This is a genomic window from Clostridium fessum (genome assembly GCF_003024715.1).
Lineage (GTDB): Bacteria > Bacillota > Clostridia > Lachnospirales > Lachnospiraceae > Otoolea > Otoolea fessa.
The window spans coordinates 854,348-870,134 of the sequence record NZ_PYLO01000001.1 but is presented as its reverse complement, the minus strand read 5'-3'; the positions used below and the strand labels follow the sequence as shown (position 1 = coordinate 870,134).

Annotated in this window: 23 protein-coding genes and 1 pseudogene; 23 read left to right on the top strand and 1 reads right to left on the bottom strand. The window is 53.3% G+C overall.

The features are described from left to right. Positions 1-2 precede the first annotated feature (2 nt). From C7U56_RS04055 to C7U56_RS03995, 13 genes and pseudogenes are all read left to right on the top strand, one after another. Positions 3-362 carry an HNH endonuclease gene (locus tag C7U56_RS04055; protein ID WP_107000242.1) on the top strand — a complete coding sequence of 120 codons (360 nt, stop codon included), beginning with the start codon at positions 3-5 and terminating at the stop codon, positions 360-362. A 401-nt stretch (positions 363-763) separates the two neighbouring features. After that, a complete protein-coding gene (locus tag C7U56_RS04050) occupies positions 764-1,063 on the top strand; it encodes a DUF2256 domain-containing protein (protein WP_107000241.1) in 300 nt (99 codons plus the stop codon). Then, entirely contained in the window at positions 1,056-1,283 is a 228-nt protein-coding gene (locus C7U56_RS04045) for a hypothetical protein (RefSeq protein ID WP_107000240.1), read from the top strand. Before C7U56_RS04050 ends, C7U56_RS04045 begins: the two co-directional genes overlap by 8 nt. A 16-nt stretch (positions 1,284-1,299) precedes the next feature. Further along, positions 1,300-2,571: a site-specific DNA-methyltransferase gene (locus tag C7U56_RS04040; protein ID WP_107000239.1), complete on the top strand. Its 1,272-nt coding sequence runs from the start codon at positions 1,300-1,302 to the stop codon at positions 2,569-2,571. Then, positions 2,561-4,690 carry a DNA cytosine methyltransferase gene (locus C7U56_RS04035; protein WP_107000238.1) on the top strand — a complete coding sequence of 710 codons (2,130 nt, stop codon included), beginning with the start codon at positions 2,561-2,563 and terminating at the stop codon, positions 4,688-4,690. The genes C7U56_RS04040 and C7U56_RS04035 overlap by 11 nt, the downstream gene beginning before the upstream one ends. Positions 4,691-4,911: 221 nt before the next feature. Further along, positions 4,912-5,988 (top strand): hypothetical protein, encoded by a 1,077-nt coding sequence (locus C7U56_RS04030; RefSeq protein ID WP_107000237.1) that lies wholly within the window; start codon positions 4,912-4,914, stop codon positions 5,986-5,988. A 232-nt stretch (positions 5,989-6,220) separates the two neighbouring features. Beyond that, positions 6,221-7,159 (top strand): annotated as a pseudogene (locus C7U56_RS04025) (amidoligase family protein). A gap of 68 nt (positions 7,160-7,227) precedes the next feature. Beyond that, positions 7,228-7,464: a DpnD/PcfM family protein gene (locus tag C7U56_RS04020; protein ID WP_107000236.1), complete on the top strand. Its 237-nt coding sequence runs from the start codon at positions 7,228-7,230 to the stop codon at positions 7,462-7,464. Continuing rightward, positions 7,457-7,975 (top strand): gamma-glutamylcyclotransferase family protein, encoded by a 519-nt coding sequence (locus tag C7U56_RS04015; RefSeq protein WP_181357161.1) that lies wholly within the window; start codon positions 7,457-7,459, stop codon positions 7,973-7,975. The genes C7U56_RS04020 and C7U56_RS04015 overlap by 8 nt, the downstream gene beginning before the upstream one ends. A gap of 130 nt (positions 7,976-8,105) precedes the next feature. After that, a complete protein-coding gene (locus tag C7U56_RS04010) occupies positions 8,106-8,585 on the top strand; it encodes a gamma-glutamylcyclotransferase family protein (RefSeq protein ID WP_107000234.1) in 480 nt (159 codons plus the stop codon). Next, positions 8,582-9,049, top strand: coding sequence for a DUF4314 domain-containing protein (locus tag C7U56_RS16180; protein ID WP_107000233.1), 468 nt, complete (start codon positions 8,582-8,584; stop codon positions 9,047-9,049). The genes C7U56_RS04010 and C7U56_RS16180 overlap by 4 nt, the downstream gene beginning before the upstream one ends. Next, complete coding sequence (locus tag C7U56_RS04000) at positions 9,046-9,417, top strand: DUF3846 domain-containing protein (protein WP_181357160.1); 372 nt, start codon at positions 9,046-9,048, stop codon at positions 9,415-9,417. Before C7U56_RS16180 ends, C7U56_RS04000 begins: the two co-directional genes overlap by 4 nt. A 71-nt stretch (positions 9,418-9,488) precedes the next feature. Then, positions 9,489-9,680 (top strand): hypothetical protein, encoded by a 192-nt coding sequence (locus C7U56_RS03995; protein ID WP_107000231.1) that lies wholly within the window; start codon positions 9,489-9,491, stop codon positions 9,678-9,680. Positions 9,681-9,878: 198 nt separating this feature from the next. Here the strand turns inward: C7U56_RS03995 and C7U56_RS03990 are convergent, their stop codons facing one another. Then, positions 9,879-10,130, bottom strand: coding sequence for a hypothetical protein (locus tag C7U56_RS03990; protein ID WP_107000230.1), 252 nt, complete (start codon positions 10,128-10,130; stop codon positions 9,879-9,881). A gap of 208 nt (positions 10,131-10,338) precedes the next feature. Here C7U56_RS03990 and C7U56_RS15565 point away from each other — a divergent pair, with 208 nt between their 5' ends. The 10 genes from C7U56_RS15565 to C7U56_RS03945 all read left to right on the top strand — a co-directional run bounded on the left by C7U56_RS15565 (position 10,339) and on the right by C7U56_RS03945 (position 15,774). Continuing rightward, on the top strand, positions 10,339-10,515 hold the full coding sequence (locus C7U56_RS15565) for a hypothetical protein (protein WP_181357159.1): 177 nt from the start codon (positions 10,339-10,341) through the stop codon (positions 10,513-10,515). A gap of 139 nt (positions 10,516-10,654) precedes the next feature. Next, on the top strand, positions 10,655-10,861 hold the full coding sequence (locus tag C7U56_RS03985; protein ID WP_107000229.1) for a hypothetical protein: 207 nt from the start codon (positions 10,655-10,657) through the stop codon (positions 10,859-10,861). 15 nt (positions 10,862-10,876) lie between these two features. Beyond that, complete coding sequence (locus C7U56_RS03980) at positions 10,877-11,137, top strand: hypothetical protein (protein ID WP_107000228.1); 261 nt, start codon at positions 10,877-10,879, stop codon at positions 11,135-11,137. A 202-nt stretch (positions 11,138-11,339) separates the two neighbouring features. Beyond that, positions 11,340-11,789, top strand: a complete 450-nt coding sequence (locus C7U56_RS15435) for a hypothetical protein (protein ID WP_146143901.1) — start codon at positions 11,340-11,342, stop codon at positions 11,787-11,789. Positions 11,790-11,959: 170 nt separating this feature from the next. Beyond that, positions 11,960-12,151: a DUF6900 domain-containing protein gene (locus tag C7U56_RS03970; protein WP_107000227.1), complete on the top strand. Its 192-nt coding sequence runs from the start codon at positions 11,960-11,962 to the stop codon at positions 12,149-12,151. 123 nt (positions 12,152-12,274) lie between these two features. After that, complete coding sequence (locus tag C7U56_RS03965; protein ID WP_107000226.1) at positions 12,275-12,481, top strand: hypothetical protein; 207 nt, start codon at positions 12,275-12,277, stop codon at positions 12,479-12,481. Positions 12,482-12,616: 135 nt separating this feature from the next. Continuing rightward, complete coding sequence (locus C7U56_RS03960) at positions 12,617-12,901, top strand: Nmad4 family putative nucleotide modification protein (protein ID WP_107000225.1); 285 nt, start codon at positions 12,617-12,619, stop codon at positions 12,899-12,901. 199 nt (positions 12,902-13,100) lie between these two features. Next, positions 13,101-13,478, top strand: a complete 378-nt coding sequence (locus C7U56_RS03955) for a hypothetical protein (RefSeq protein WP_107000224.1) — start codon at positions 13,101-13,103, stop codon at positions 13,476-13,478. A gap of 191 nt (positions 13,479-13,669) precedes the next feature. Next, a complete protein-coding gene (locus tag C7U56_RS03950) occupies positions 13,670-14,149 on the top strand; it encodes a phage terminase small subunit P27 family (RefSeq protein WP_107000223.1) in 480 nt (159 codons plus the stop codon). A gap of 59 nt (positions 14,150-14,208) precedes the next feature. Then, complete coding sequence (locus tag C7U56_RS03945) at positions 14,209-15,774, top strand: terminase large subunit (protein ID WP_107000445.1); 1,566 nt, start codon at positions 14,209-14,211, stop codon at positions 15,772-15,774. The last annotated feature ends 13 nt before the right edge of the window (positions 15,775-15,787 follow it).

Sequence of the window (15,787 nt, the reverse complement as noted above, 5' to 3'; positions counted from 1 at the left end):
CCATGCCATACAGACCAAAGACACCGTGCCATCACCCCGGCTGCCCAGAGCTGGTGGAAGCCGGCCGGCTCTACTGTGAGAAGCACCTGCCTCTCCATCCAGAGGTGACCCGCCCGGCAGCGAAGCGTGGATACAACAGACGTTGGCAGAAAGCCCGGAAGTCGTATCTCGAAGCTCATCCGCTCTGTGTGCAGTGTGCCAAGCAGGGCAAGTACGTCCGGGCAACGGTTGTGGATCACATCATTCCACACCGTGGTGATCAGAAACTTTTCTGGGATCAGAACAACTGGCAGTCTCTCTGCAAGAGTTGTCACGATAAGAAGACGCTGACCGAAGACATCAACCCGACCTACACCTACTGACACCCCCGCCGGGGGCCGGGGTCACTTCTCTACGGTGAAGTCACACGGAGACCGGTGCGCCCTTTTCTGTGAAAAACCGCAAAATTCATAGGCCGGGGGTCAGAGGATTAACGGCGCAAAATGAAACAGGAAAATGTACAGGCATCGGAGCTTCGGTTTCGGTGCCATTCTTTTTCCCCGAAATGAACCAAAGTGTGTGAAACTTCTCGAAAACAGGGAGCTTTCGCACATTTTAGCTTGTTCCGGGAGGAGCGAGGGCGAGCGAAAATCGGCCGCCGCAACAACAATTCAACCGGGCGGGACAGTGCCGATTTCCACTTCGCCCCTTTTCGCATGAATTATGAGATTTTTCTAAGAAACCGCCGCAGAAACGGCGAAAAATGAGAGGATGGTGAGGACAGATGGATGATTACACGGCTGAGATGATCAAGGACATGGCTTTTTCCTTCTGCCCTCAGTGCGGTACAGCCATTGTACCGAATCATAAAGGCAGACCGAGAAAGTTTTGCTCACCAGAATGCCGGTCAAGATGGAACAACACCCACCCAAAGCCGGAAAACTGGAGAACAGTGCGGTCAAAGATCTGTCCGGTGTGCGGCAGAGAGTTTTCCTACCGGCATCAGTACGGACTGGAACGAAAATATTGCAGTCGGGCTTGTGCCAATCGGGGCAGGAAGAAGGAGGCGAACAGGAGTGAGTAAGAAAATTATCGGTGTGTATCCGATGTTCAACACCGGGGGTATCTGTGTACATGCGATTGACGATGCGGAAGATAAGGTCTTGGCATCTGTGAATGGGGAAAACCCGGAATGGTGCGAGATGGCTGAACAGCCGCAGGAAGATGGAGATGAAATAGAGTCGGGCTTTTTGTTCGGCTCCTTTTTCGTGCCGTTTTCAGGGGTCATTCGCATGGGAATCTGAATTAGGAGGAACCTACATGAAAGCGACTGCTGAACTGAAGATGCTGCCGGTGTCCGTACTCAAGCCGGCTGCATACAATCCCCGGAAAAAGCTGAAGCCGGGGGATAAAGAGTACGAGAAAATCAAGAACTCCATTACGGAGTTCGGCTTCGCAGATCCTTTGGTGGTCAATGCCGACATGACGATTATCGGTGGTCACCAGAGACTGACAGTAGCGATGGAGCTGGGCTACACCGAAGTACCTTGCGCGGTGGTGGACATCGACAAGACCAGGGAGAAGGCCCTGAATATCGCACTCAACAAGATCACGGGTGCATGGGATGATTCCCTGCTGGCTGATCTTTTGAAGGACATTGAGGATTCCAACTTCGATCTTGGAAAGACCGGTTTTGAACCGCCGGAGATCGAGACGCTGTTCAACAAGGTCCACAGCAAGGAGGTCAAGGAAGATGACTTCGATGTGGAATCGGAGCTGAAGCAGCCGAGCTTCTCCAAAGAGGGCGATCTCTGGCATCTGGGTAAGCACATCGTTCTGTGCGGCGATTCCACCAAGCCAGAATGCTACGATACCCTGATGGACGGCACCAAGGCAAATCTGGTACTTTCCGATCCCCCTTATAACGTGGATGTGGAAGAAACGGCTGGCAAGATCCTGAACGACAACATGGGCGATTCGGAATTCTACCAGTTCCTGCTGGCAGCGTTCCAGCAGATGCACGGGCATCTGGCGGATGACGGCTCCATCTATATCTTCCATGCAGATACGGAAGGGCTGAACTTTAGAAAGGCATTCAAGGATGCAGGGTTCTACCTGTCCGGGTGCTGTATCTGGAAGAAGAATGCTCTGGTGCTGGGACGCAGTCCTTACCAGTGGCAGCACGAGCCGTGTCTTTACGGCTGGAAGCAGAAGGGGAAACACCAGTGGTATTCCGACCGGAAGCAGACGACCATCTGGGAGTATGACCGGCCGAAGTCCAACAAGGATCATCCGACCATGAAGCCCATCGGCCTGATGAGCTATCCGATCCGAAATTCCACCATGACCAACGGCATCGTCCTCGATCCGTTCCTTGGCAGCGGTTCTACCCTGATCGCTTGCGAAGAAACCGACCGTGTGTGCCGGGGCATCGAGCTGGACCCGAAGTTCGTGGATGTGATCGTGAAGCGTTATATCGAACACAGCGAGGGTCACTACGATGATGTGTATGTCATCCGTGACAGTCAGAAGCTGAAGTTCGAGGAAGTGGCGACCTTCGAGCCGGAAAGGGAGGTCGCTGATGGAGAATAAACAGCTGACCCTCGGCAGTCTCTTTGATGGCTCCGGGGGTTTTCCATTGGGCGGGCTTTTGACCGGGCAGATTACTCCGGTGTGGAGCAGTGAGATCGAGCCGTTTGCCATCCGGGTCACGACCAAGCGTCTGCCGCAGGTGAAGCATTATGGAGATGTGTCTACTATCAGCGGTGCAGACCTACCTCCTGTAGACATCATCACTTTTGGCAGTCCCTGTCAGGATATGTCCATCGCGGGTAAGCGGGATGGTCTGGATGGTTCACGGTCCAGCCTGTTTTACGAAGCAATCCGAATCGTGAAGGAAATGAGGTGTAAGACCAATGGAGAAAAACCAAGATTTATCGTGTGGGAGAATGTGCCAGGGGCCTTCTCCTCAAACCAAGGACAGGACTTCAAAGCAGTCCTCGAAGCCGTCATCGGTGTTAAAGAACCGTCCGCCTCGGTGCCTGCGCCTGAGAAGAAAGGATGGCCCGACGCTGACTACTACGTGGGAGACGGATGGAGCGTCGCGTATCGAGTTTTTGATGCACAATGGTGGGGCGTTCCCCAAAGAAGAAAACGTATCTACCTTGTCGCAGATTTTGCAGACCAGAGTGCCCAAAAGGTATTATTTGAGTCCGAAGGCGTGTCTCGGTATTCTGCGGAGGGCTTCCGTGCGTGGCAAAGAGCTGCCGCCGGTGCTGAAAGCAGCACTGGAGAGACAGGCTGCAGTGGAGCAGGAGGACGGCTCTGTCTGAACGATCAGGGCGGAGAGAGGATGGATGTGACGGAAGAGGTGACAGCCACCCTCCGTGCGGAGGCACATCATCCGCCGTGTGTTATGGAAGCCGCTGGTTTCTGTACCGAGCATTCCGCAAATGCCAGAAGCATTGGATACGAAGAGGAACGGTCACCGACCCTCCGGGCTGGTGTCGTGCCGGCCGCCATCGCACTGGAAAATCATCCTGCGGACAGCCGGGTGAAGATTTCCGAGGACGGTAAGGTGCAGACACTGACAAGCCGGTGTGGTACGGGTGGCGGTAATGTCCCAATGGTCATGGACGCTGTTGAAAATTCAGTGGAAAGCCCGGTGAAAGAAGTTGAAAACTCTCCGGCGGTCACATTGAAGATCCGTTCCGGGTGTGAAGGCGGTGGCAAGGGCGCTATCTGGCAGGAAGAAAAGTCAGCTACCCTCGGCTGCAACAACGACCAGACACTGTTCGTTCCGAAATGCTACGGTGTCTGCTCTAAAGCCAGCCACTCCATGATGTCCGATAATCCACATAGCGGCTTCTATGAAGCGGAGACCTCCCGGACACTAGACCGCAGTGGTGGAGATCCGACCTGCAATCAGGGCGGTATCTGCGTGGTAGAGCCGGTCGCCTTTACCCAGAACCAGAGGGATGAAGTCCGGGATCTGGGAGAGAAGTCAGCGGCACTTGCAGCAGAGCCGGGAATGAAGCAGCAGACCTTCGTCCTGCAGGGTAACATGATCGGCCGCAAGGATGAGAACGGTCCGCAGGGGGATGGCGTCAATGAGGATGTCTGCTTTACACTGGATGCCACTGACCGCCATGCAGTCTGCGCACCGGAGGATGTGTATGCCATGACCACCGGCTCCTATATGCAGGTGGCAAAAGAAGTCGCACCGACTCTGATGGCACGGGACTACAAAGACCCGACCACCGTCGCACCGGTGCCGCATCTGAACGAGGGTGTCATGGGAACGGTGGCAACCGGGGCGCATCCAAGCGGCTTCAACGGGCAGGATGCTTTCAATGACCGTCTGGTCATCGATAACCCGGAAGCGCAGCCGACACCTGTGACCTATACCGTCCGCCGCTTGACACCGACCGAGTGTGCCAGACTGCAGGGCTTCCCGGACTGGTGGTGCCGGAACCTTGGAACAGAAGATCCGACCGAAGAAGAGCTGGCGTTCTGGGCAGATGTGTTTGAAACGCACCGCAAGATCGTGACCCACGCCAAGAAGCCGAAAACGGAGAAACAGATCCGGAAATGGCTGGCTGACCCGTATACGGATTCGGCAGAGTACCGTATCTGGGGCAACGGCATATGCTTAGCCAACGCATTTTTTGTTCTGGCCGGCATCGCATGGTGTGCAGGTCTGGAAGAATAAACTGGCCCGCTATATTACTAGGTAGAAAGCGACCTAGTGATATGGTGGGCTTACATATTGGTCCTATTTACACAACAGATTTCGCAGTCCCTTGTGTAATTGGTCGAACATGAAGAATATCGGGAAATGGCCTTGCTATTTGACCGGTTCAGAGTGATATATGTGCTACCGAAAAAAACATCGGGACGTACAAAGACAAAAAACGAAAGGGGCAATGAATTATGTTGAAATTTGAATTGAACATAGCCGACCGCAAGACACTTGCAAATCGCATGGAGGAGCTGACGGGTATCCATCCTTACTACACCAGAGCACCGCTGTATGCTTATGACATCGGCAACTACACCATCGACCGGGACGGTAATCTTCTGGTCGAACCGGAAAATGCAGATGCCGAGTTGCTGAAAACCCTGCTGAATGAGGGACTGATCCGCGGCGGCGAGAGCATTGAGAGTGCGGGTGACCAGCCGGAAAACACAGAGCCGACTGAAAACTTGGCAGAGGAGCCTGTGGCCGAAGCAGAGCCGGATGACACGGCAGAGGATGAGCCGGATGCAGAGGAATCGGAAAGCGAAGAGCAGCCGGAAGCAGAAGAGCAGCCGGAAGAAGTGCCGCTGGATCTGGAACTTGCTTTCCCCACCAGCCAGCATAACGGCGTGAGCCTTCGCAATCTGGTCAACCTCATCTACAGCCGGGGCCGACTCATCAGCAAGGCAACGGGCGGGCACTTCCATGTGGAAACCGATCTGGTCGAAACACTGCGGGATGATAGCTGTACTTACACGGTGGCAAACTTCATCGAGGCGCTTAAGAGTTACGAAGCACAGTGCGGAACTGCGATGGAAGGTCTGGTGATCACAGAAGAAAAGGTTTCCTTCACAGGATTCCCGACGGCTTCCGACTATGATCACCTGACGGCTTTTGGCCACCTTGCCATCCTGATGAACCAGCAGGCCATCAGCCAGAAGCGTATCCAGGCAAAGGATGTCAACGATGAGAATGAGAAATACGCACTCCGCACATGGCTCCTGCGGCTGGGGATGAACGGTCCGGATTTCAAAGAGACCCGCAAGATCCTCATGGAGAATCTTTCCGGCCATGCGGCTTTCCGCACGGATGAGGAAGCACAGAAGTTCCTCGCAAGGGAAAAGGCAAAGCGGGATGCCCTGAAAGCCGCGAAACAGGCGGCACAGAACGGCAATCCTGCCACTGGGGAAACGGCCGCACAGGATGCAGCCCAGCCGACACAGCCCGACTGTGGGGCGGATACGGCGCAGATGCTGGAGGCGGGAGCGTAAGCTCCCAAGCCCCAAATGGGGGCCGGAAAATAAGTGATACCCTCTTCCATTATACCGATATTAACTCTGAAAATGTACATTATCAAGCGGATAAACCGCAGAAATGTACACGATCATTCCACCTCATATTTGTCGAATATATGTTCTTTTATATCCTTGCTATTATCCGCACCTGACGGTAATATGCACATACCGAAAGGGAAAACAAGGAAAAAACAAAGGAGAACATACCATGAACGATAAAACAAGAGAGCAGATTGAAGCCATGAAGAACCAGACCATCGGAGTTGAGATCGAGATGAACAACATCACCAGAGAAAAAGCGGCAAGAAAGGTTGCCGAGTACTTCGGAACCAGAGCATGGAACGCCGCCAGTGAGTACGGATATTACAGCTGGGCTTGCAAAGACCAGCAGGGCAGGGTTTGGAAATTCCAGAGGGATGTGAGCATCTACGGACCGGACGCAGAAAAATGCGAACTGGTCACCCCAATCCTCACCTACGACGACATCGAAACCTTGCAGGAAATCATTCGGCTGCTCCGCAAGGCAGGAGCAAAGAGCAGCCCAAGCCGCGGATGCGGGGTCCACATCCACATCGGCAAGGGCGACCACACCGCAAAGACCATCCGCAACCTTGTGAACATCATGGCGGCGCACGAACAGCAGATCGGCAGAGCCATCCGGATTGACGCGGGGCGCACCGGACATTATTGCCAGGTGGTCAACCACCGCTTCCTTGACCGGCTGAACCGCGAGAAGCCGACCACCATGCGCAAGCTGGAAGACATCTGGTACGAAGGCAACGGTTCAAGCTGGGAAAACCGGAATGCCCACTACAATTCAAGCCGGTACCATATGCTGAACCTCCATGCCACCTTTACAAAAGGAACCATTGAATTCCGCCTTTTCCAATTCGCAGACCCAGCGGACGGAAAGCGTAACGGACTGCATGCCGGTGAGATGAAAGCCTACATCCAGCTTTGCCTCGCAATGAGCCAGCTTGCCAAGATGGTCAGAACGGCAAGCCCGAAGCCCCAGCAGACCGACAACGACAAATACGCAATGCGGTGCTGAATGCTCCGGCTGGGATTCATTGGTGAGGAGTTCGCAACGGCAAGGGAAATCCTTCTGCGGAATATGGAGGGCAACGCAGCATGGCGCAACAAATAAGCGCCAGCTGTACGGGCACCTTTTGGGCGGGCAACCGCCCTTGAGGTGGTAGAAGGAGGTGCAGGTTTATGAAAAGCACGTTAAAAAATGAAAGCACACCGGGCGGCAGGACCTTTAAGGTGACCATCACCGAGACCTACCAGAGAACGGTGACCATTTATGAATCCGAAATGAAAGAGCCGACCGTGGAGGAAGCCCAGCGAGTGGCAGAGGACTGGTGGCAGGACAGCCAGATTGAGCTTGGGACAGATGATTTTCAGGGCGTGGAATTCACTGGCAGGGAGGACGGTGAGGCGGATGTTTGAATTGATCAGCCGAAGCCCATCCAGATATTATCTTGCCTACGGAAGCAACCTCGACATGGAGCGGATGGGAAAGAGATGCCCCTATGCTGTGGTGGTCGGCACGACCGAGATCAAGGGCTACCGGCTTCTGTTCAAAAAGAGCAAGACCGGCTGCTATGCCACCATTGAGCAGGACGCCAATGAAAGCGTACCGGCAGTGGTCTGGAAGCTCTCGGAATATGATGAACTCCTGCTTGACCGGTACGAGGGCTGCCCAAGATATTACTACAAGAAGCAGTTCCAGCTTCCGGTCTGGAACCTGAACGGGAACCGCATGAAAAAGGCAAAGCCCTGCATCGCTTATGTGATGCACGAGGACCGGCGGCTTGGCTGCCCGGATGCCGAGTATTTTGAACTGCTGCGCGGCGGATACAGCGACTGGGAATTTCCGCTGGACACACTGAAGCGTGGACTGACAGCTAGTATCGGAAGGGCGGAAGCCATCCGGTATCTGAAGAAGCAGATGATGTAAGAGTACACGATCAAAAGCAAAAAACATTGTGCAGTATATGATGCTCATCGGCCTTGATAAATCAGGGCAGAAGAGTGATATATACCATACCGCCAGACAAGAGCGGAGAAAACCGAAGGGAGAGATTTAAATGAAGAACAAGAAATATTACATCGCCTACGGCAGCAACCTGTCGGTGGAGCAGATGGCATACCGGTGTCCGGATGCAAAAATTGCAGGGCAGGCGGTGCTGGCAGGCTGGGAGCTTTTGTTCCGGGGCTGCGCCACCATCGCACCGAACCCGAAGAAGAACACGCCGGTTCTGGTGTGGGAGATTTCGGAAAGGGACGAAGGAAACCTCGACCTCTATGAGGGCTACCCGAATTACTACCGCAAGGAAGACCTGAACATCGAACTGCTCCGGGAAGGGGCAGAACCGGAGATGGTGACCGCAATGGTATATATCATGGAGAACGACTTCGGACGCCGCGCACCGAGCCGGTATTACTACAAAGTCCTGCATGACGGCTACAAGGCATTCCACTTCCCGATGCACATCCTCGAAGGTGCGCTGAAGGAATGCATGGATAAGGATGCCGCCCAGCGGATGATTGAGGAGGTGCAGGCATGAATTTCGCAGATCAGAAAATGGTCAAGAAGTTGAGAAAAGAGTTCCCGGTCGGATGCCGGATCGTCCTCGATGAGATGGATGATAGGCAGGCACCGCCCATCGGAACGCAGGGAACCTGCAATGGGGTCGATGATGCCGGAAACATCTTGGTGAACTGGGACACCGGAAGTCATCTGAACATTGCCTACGGCGCGGACAGTTGCCACCGTGTGGCTTTGGAAGCCGAGGTCAAGGTGTCGCTCGACCACCTTGGTAAAACGCGACAGACCGGCCCACGTTGCCCCAGGTGCGGAGCAAAGCCTGACTGCTACGACCATCAGCAGCAGGCACTCAGCCGAAGGGCGGACATCCAGATTTGCAACCGCTGCGGAACGGAGGAAGCATTAGAGGACACTGCATGGGGCGGACAGCAGAAGATGCATCTTGCAGACTGGGCAATCGTGAAAGGGGGATGGGTCGAATGAAAGTTCTTCTGATCAAACCGATGGAGCATCCGCAGGTGGTGGACATTGAAAACTCCTTGAAAGAGTTCTACCGCATCCTCGACTGCGACTGTATCACAGCCACCTACCCGTGGGAAGAACGAGCCGCCCTGGTCACCGATGACAACGGGCTATTCACTGAAAAGTCATTCAGCAGATACATCCCGGAACTGGAGCAGCCCATCAAGGGAAACTTCTTCATCTGCGGATTGGGCGAGGAAGATTTCGCAGAGCTGCCCCAGGATCTGATCCGGAAATTCAGGGAACGCTTCTGGGTGCCGGAGGCATTCGTCAGCATGTTCGGGCAGATGGCAGTCATCCAGATGGATGACGGAACGAAGCCGGAATAAGATACCACAATCAGAAAAATACCCTCTCGGCCAGAAAAGACCGGGAGGGCTTGGTTTAACAGGAGGAGCCTATGGGACACAGGAAGATGCCGGCTTATGGCGAGAGGGAACACGGCGGCAGATACATTCTGGATGAATACGAATGGTCGAGAAACCACTGCAAGGCGGTGACCATCCGCAGATGGAAAAGGGACCTGAAAAAGAAAGCCAGAGCGCATAACCGCAGGGTGATGCATCAGGCAATGCAGGGCGAAGCCGATTAGATGGAAAATGGGGGCCTCAAAAGAATGAGAACCCCCTTCCAGTTTACTGTATATTACCTCTGGAAAGCAACGATAGCAAGGAGAACCGCCGCCATAATGTACACAAACATCTGGCAGCGGTTTTGTGTATCATATCAAACCAAAACGGGGGATACGAGGCAGAGCCCCAGCATCTGCTGGGGGAGCATGAGGGATTCCTTAGAAGAAATCCCTCATGCTCATGCCGACCTCGTTCAGTCGTTCTTCCATGCTGTGGTAGTGCCAATCTTCTTCCTCTTCTTCGTCCTCTTCCTCAAGCTCTTCTGGGAAGGGGTCGTGCCGCCATCCGGCTTTTTGGTATTCTTCTTCCCGGATGTCGTTGCGGTCGTAAATGTCCAGCTCGTATTCTTCTTCAAGCTCTGCGATGCGGTTTTCGATTGCGGTTTCAACTTCTGTAATGGTCTTTTTCATGATTTTTGTCCTCCGTTTTGGTTTGGTTTTCTTTGCTTTTGTTGTGTGTATAATGCCGCAGAAACACATATATAGCAAGTCAATCAGGGGTTATATATGTACCAAACATGAGGGGCGAAGATCGTTGATAATATGACGTTTTATGGCCTTGCTATCACAGGGCAGTGACGGTAATATACAGCTACAAAAAGCAAAGGAGGACAGCAGAATGACTGATTGGAGAACATGGAAAAAAGGGAGAAAGACAACATGGCACTGGGACGAATTCGATGGAAGCGGAAGCCGAGAAGGAATCATCACCGAGGTTCATGAAGACCACGCGATCATGGAAGCAGACGGCATGCACCTCTGGATCGACGATGACACGGCAGAGATGTTCAGCTAAGAAAACGGGGAGGGAAACCTCCCCGGATAAACACATAAATCCACCAGATCAGGGTGCAGATGATCGTGTACTTTGGCCGCTTGATAGTATCCGGCAGTGACGGTAATATACAGCTACCAAAACGAAAGGGGCAAAGAACATGGAACGCTACACTTACGAGATCACCTTTACACGGCTGGATGGACAGCCGGATGAAATCCAGCAGCACACCAGCGAGGAGCTGGCAAGAGAATGCTTCCGGCTTTTCGATGAGCCGGACAGCGCAGAGATGTACAGCAAAATTGAATTTAGCCGCCATGACTGGGAGACAGGCATGGATGAGATTCTGGAAACGATGACATTTTGAGAGGAGAACAAAAACATGACCTACACAAAAATCAACCTTTATCTTGCAAACGGAATTCCAGAGGCACTCAGCAACCTCTGGTACGGAAGCGACAGTGCGGTGGTCGAGATCAGGGATGCCGTTGAGGATGCGAAGAACGGCAAGGACCTTCTGAACCGCATCCAGAAGATGAAGCTCCTTCGGAAATTCACCCTCGACAGGGAGAACGACAAGCGCATCCGCTTCAAGGGAACGGACTGCTGGGGCAACGTAAGCTACCTCGAAATCATCCGCTAAAGGCAAGACCGACAGGCGCAAGGGGCTGGAAATGACCAGCCTTTTGCTCGTGTCTGTCTTCCGAAAGCTGGCATGAAAAGCACATAAATATGACAATTACAGGGTCAAATGATCGTGTAGGTTAGCCGCTTGATAGTGTTCCGAGGTGACGGTAATATACAGTCACCGAAAGGGGAAAACAACAAAAACGGAGGATACGACAATGACGAAAAACGAAGACCGCATCAATAAACTTTTTAAGGAACTGGTACCGGAGACGGGCAAGGCAGACAGCCTCGCAGGGGAGCTGGTAAGGGCAATGAGCCGCATCGGATACCGCTTTTACAACGACGGCGACCAGCTGGGCATCGGCTACGGCAAGGAAACCTGCAACCCTGCAGGGCGGTTCCTTGGAGCCAAGGGCAACGACAAAATCGCAAAGCTGACTGCAGATGCCTGGGCAGTCTACAGTGAGGAAGCCTACGAAAAGGTTCTGGACATCCTTTGCGGAGCGGTTGCCGACTATGTTGAGCAGAACCCAGACCTTAGAAACCAGCCGACCGAAGATATGTGGGACTTCAAGGATGAGGAAGAAGACCAGGATGACAGCTGGGATGAAGAGGAAGATGACTGGGGCGAAGAGGAAGATTACGAGGACGAAGAAGACTACTAAGCCAGAGAAACACATGGGGCTTGCCGGTAACGGCAGCCCTTTTCTTCTGCTGTAATACGCACAGTTCCGGGCAGCTATCTTTGTGTAGTATAGACGCTTGATAGTGTGTGACATAGACGGTAATATGCACATACCGAAACGGAAAACCAAGAAAAACGGAGGAAACAACCATGAAGAAGAACATTACCAAGGAAGAAGAAAAAGCCCTGCTGGAGATCGCCAAGCGCCTGATGGCAGCGGTAGACAGTCGGGGCGACCTGGAAGCCCGCGATAATGACAGCGAGGATTTTATTGAGGTTCCGGTCTGGAGCATCCAGAAAGCAATGGAGGAAGCCTACCTGCTGGGACGGATGAACAGATAAACCGACAGCCCCCAACACAGCCCCACACAGGGGCTTGTGCCACGGGGGGCAAAACGATCCGAATGAACCGACAACGCCCCAGACAGGGGCAGATGTGGCGGCGTGGAGGAAGGGGAAGCACACATGGAAGAACGGATGATGGATGTCATCGTGGAAATCTACAACCACATGGATGACAGCGATAAGGATGCCTTCACGCTGGAGGCTGCCGAGGATATGGTGGAAGACCAAGTCAGGATGGACAAGCAAGCCGGACGGGAACCGTTGGCATATGACCCGCAGTTCTTCTACGATACCATTGTGGAACTCATGGAGCAGGACGCAGAGTGATGTACATTCTGCCTGGTATTCCAGGCGGAAGATCGTGTACTTTAGACGCTTGCTATTCTTTGCACCTGACGGTAATATGCACATACCGAAAGGGGAAAGCCCCAAGGGAAAAACGAAAACACGGAGGAATTCACCATGAAAAAGCATTTGATCGACTTTCCAGAAAACAACATCAGCATCGAGAGTTTCTACGACCGGCTCAGACCTTGCTACGACAGCATCATGCAGTTCGGTGACCGGGTTTTGGTTGCCCAGATGAATTGGAACGGCATGTTGGAGGGTGCGGTATACGGATTTGTGGAAGACCCAGAGGAAGGCTGGTCACCGATTGAGTGCCGACTGGAGCTTCTGAAGATTTCCGATGAGACCTACTCGGATGCCGGTCACGCGATCGAGTGGTGCATCAAGAACGCACACTGAAAAAGGGCAGAGCTCCTTCGGGGGCTTTTGCTCGTAGTGGCGGATTCTTCCAGTGTGGAAATACACATAAATCCGACAAAAAGAGGTGTGTATGATCGTGCAGCATAGCCGCTTGCTATGTCCGGGCAGTGACGGTAATATACAGTCACAACGAAGGGAAAAGCCCTACGGAAAACAAAACGCACGGAGGATACAGACCATGACGAACAAAGCAAAAACCTACCTTAAGAACATTCAGGAAGCTGACACCGAGAAGAAGCTGATCGGCATCGAGATCGCCTTCAAGCAGGACATGACCCTCAGCTGCAACGATCTCGGAAGTCTTTGCAGGGTGGCAGAAGACAAGCGGTACAGCCTGCGGAATAACGAGGAAACGCTGAAGCTGAAGCAGATCCTTTTCTTCCGGACGAAAGCGGAGATGGATGCCTACCACGACATGAGCCGCAAGCCGGAAGACTGGACGGAAGCGGAGATCGAGCAGCAGAGAAGCCGCTTCTGCAGCGTCTGGCAGGTCATCGAGGAAGCAGAGCTGGTCGATGAATACGAGGCTTGGAAGGAAGCCAACCCCAACGTCTAACAGCACCCAAAAGGTACACGCCCCGAAAAGGGGCTGTGCCTCGTATCCGATGTGTTTTATATAAAGTTGCCGAAATGGGAAACTATTTGTTAGTTATACAGAAAAGTTTCCTGTTTAGGGAAATGATATTTCGAGGACTTCTTTGGAGGTCCTTTTTCTTTACCCATTTTTGCAGAAAGGAGGAGATGCCAATGGCTACCAGAGGCAGAAAACCAAAGCCGACCGCCATGAAGGAACTGGAAGGTAATCCGGGCAAGCATCCGCTGAATACCAGCGAACCGAAGCCCAATAAGAAAGCACCGGCCTGTCCGAAGTGGCTGGAGCCGGAAGCAAAGAAAGAGTGGCGTAGACTTGCCAAACAGATGGAAGCCATCGGCATCCTGACCGAAGTGGACATGGCGGCCTTTGCCGGTTACTGTCAGGCGTATGCCCGATGGAAGGAGGCAGAGGAGTTCATCACCCAGCACGGCACTATCGTCAAGACTCCGTCCGGGTACTGGCAGCAGGTGCCGCAGGTGTCCATCGCCCAGACCTATCTGAAGATCATGAACAAGTTTGCAGAGCAGTTCGGTCTGACCCCGTCCTCCCGAAGCCGGATCATTGCTTCGGACGGCGGTCCTGCGGATGCAGCTGATGAGATGGAGAATCTGCTGGGAGGAGGTGGAAGCTGATGGCAGAGTGCAGACCCCAAAACTATCCGAAACTGAAGGACTACAAACCCAGCCGGTTCATGCTTTCGACCTGCCATTACGATGCCGCAAAAGCAGACCGGGCAGTGACTTTTATCGAAAACCTGCGTCATACCAAAGGCAAGTGGGCGGGCAAGCGGTTCTGGCTGCTTCCTTGGCAGGAGCAGATCATCCGGGATGTGTTCGGCATCGTGGATGAAAAGGGAAACCGTCAGTTTCGCACGGCTTATGTCGAAATAGGTAAGAAGAACGGCAAGTCCGAACTTGCCGCTGCGGTGGCCTTGTATCTGCTTTTTGCCGATAATGAGCCATCTGCCGAAGTCTATGGTGCGGCGGCTGACCGCCAGCAGGCATCCATTGTTTTTGATGTTGCCCACCAGATGGTGCAGATGACCCCGGCACTTTTGAAACGGTGCAAGATCATGGCAGCCACCAAGCGCATCGTGAACTACGGGAACGCAGGATTTTATCAGGTTCTGTCTGCCGAAGTTGGTACGAAGCACGGTCTGAACGTGTCAGGTCTGGTGCTGGATGAGGTTCATGCCCAGCCAAACCGAAAACTCTACGATGTCCTTACCAAAGGTTCCGGTGATGCCCGTGAGCAGCCGTTGTTCTTCCTGATCACCACGGCCGGCACGGACAAGGAGAGCATCTGCTACGAGCTCCACATGAAAGCCCTTGACCTGCTGGCTGGACGTAAGATCGACCACACCTTTTATCCTGTGGTCTATGGACTGACAGATGAGGATGACTGGCATGATGAAGCCAACTGGTATAAGGCAAATCCCTCATTGGGGCAGACCATTCAGATCCAGCGTGTCCGGGATGCATATCAGGAAGCACTGGATAACCCGGCAGAGGAGAATGTGTTCAAGCAGCTTCGTCTGAACATGTGGGTGTCCTCGCTGACCCGGTTTATCCCGGAACACATCTATGACCTCGGCAATCAGCCAATCGATATGGAAGCACTTAAAGGCCGTGACTGTTATGGAGGACTGGACTTGTCCAGCACTGGAGACATCACGGCTTTTGTGCTGATGTTCCCGCCCAGAGTTCCAGAGGAGAAGTACATCATGCTTCCGTTTTTCTGGATACCGGAGGATACGATCCCCCAGCGGGTGCGCAGGGCATCCGTTCCGTATGATGTCTGGTATCAGCAGGGCTACCTGATGGCGACAGAAGGTAATGTCATCCACTACGGATTTATCGAAAAAGTCATTGAGGAGCTGGGCAAGACCTATCACATTCTGGAGATTGCCTTTGACCGATGGGGTGCGGTGCAGATGACCCAGAACCTTGAGGGGATGGGATTTACGGTCGTGCCTTTCGGTCAGGGCTTTAAAGATATGAGCCCGCCTACCAAAGAGTTCTACAAGCTCCTGATGGAAGGAAACATCATCCACGGCGGCAACCCGGTCATGGCATGGATGGCTGGAAATGTGGTCGTGGATACCGACCCGGCAGGCAATATCAAGCCGACAAAGGCAAAATCGCCGGAGAAGATCGATGGTATCGTCGCTGCGATCATGGCACTGGACCGCTGCATCCGAAACGAAGGACAGCAGCAGGGAAGCGTCTATGACGAACGTGACATGATCGTTTTTTGATATGAAGATTTGG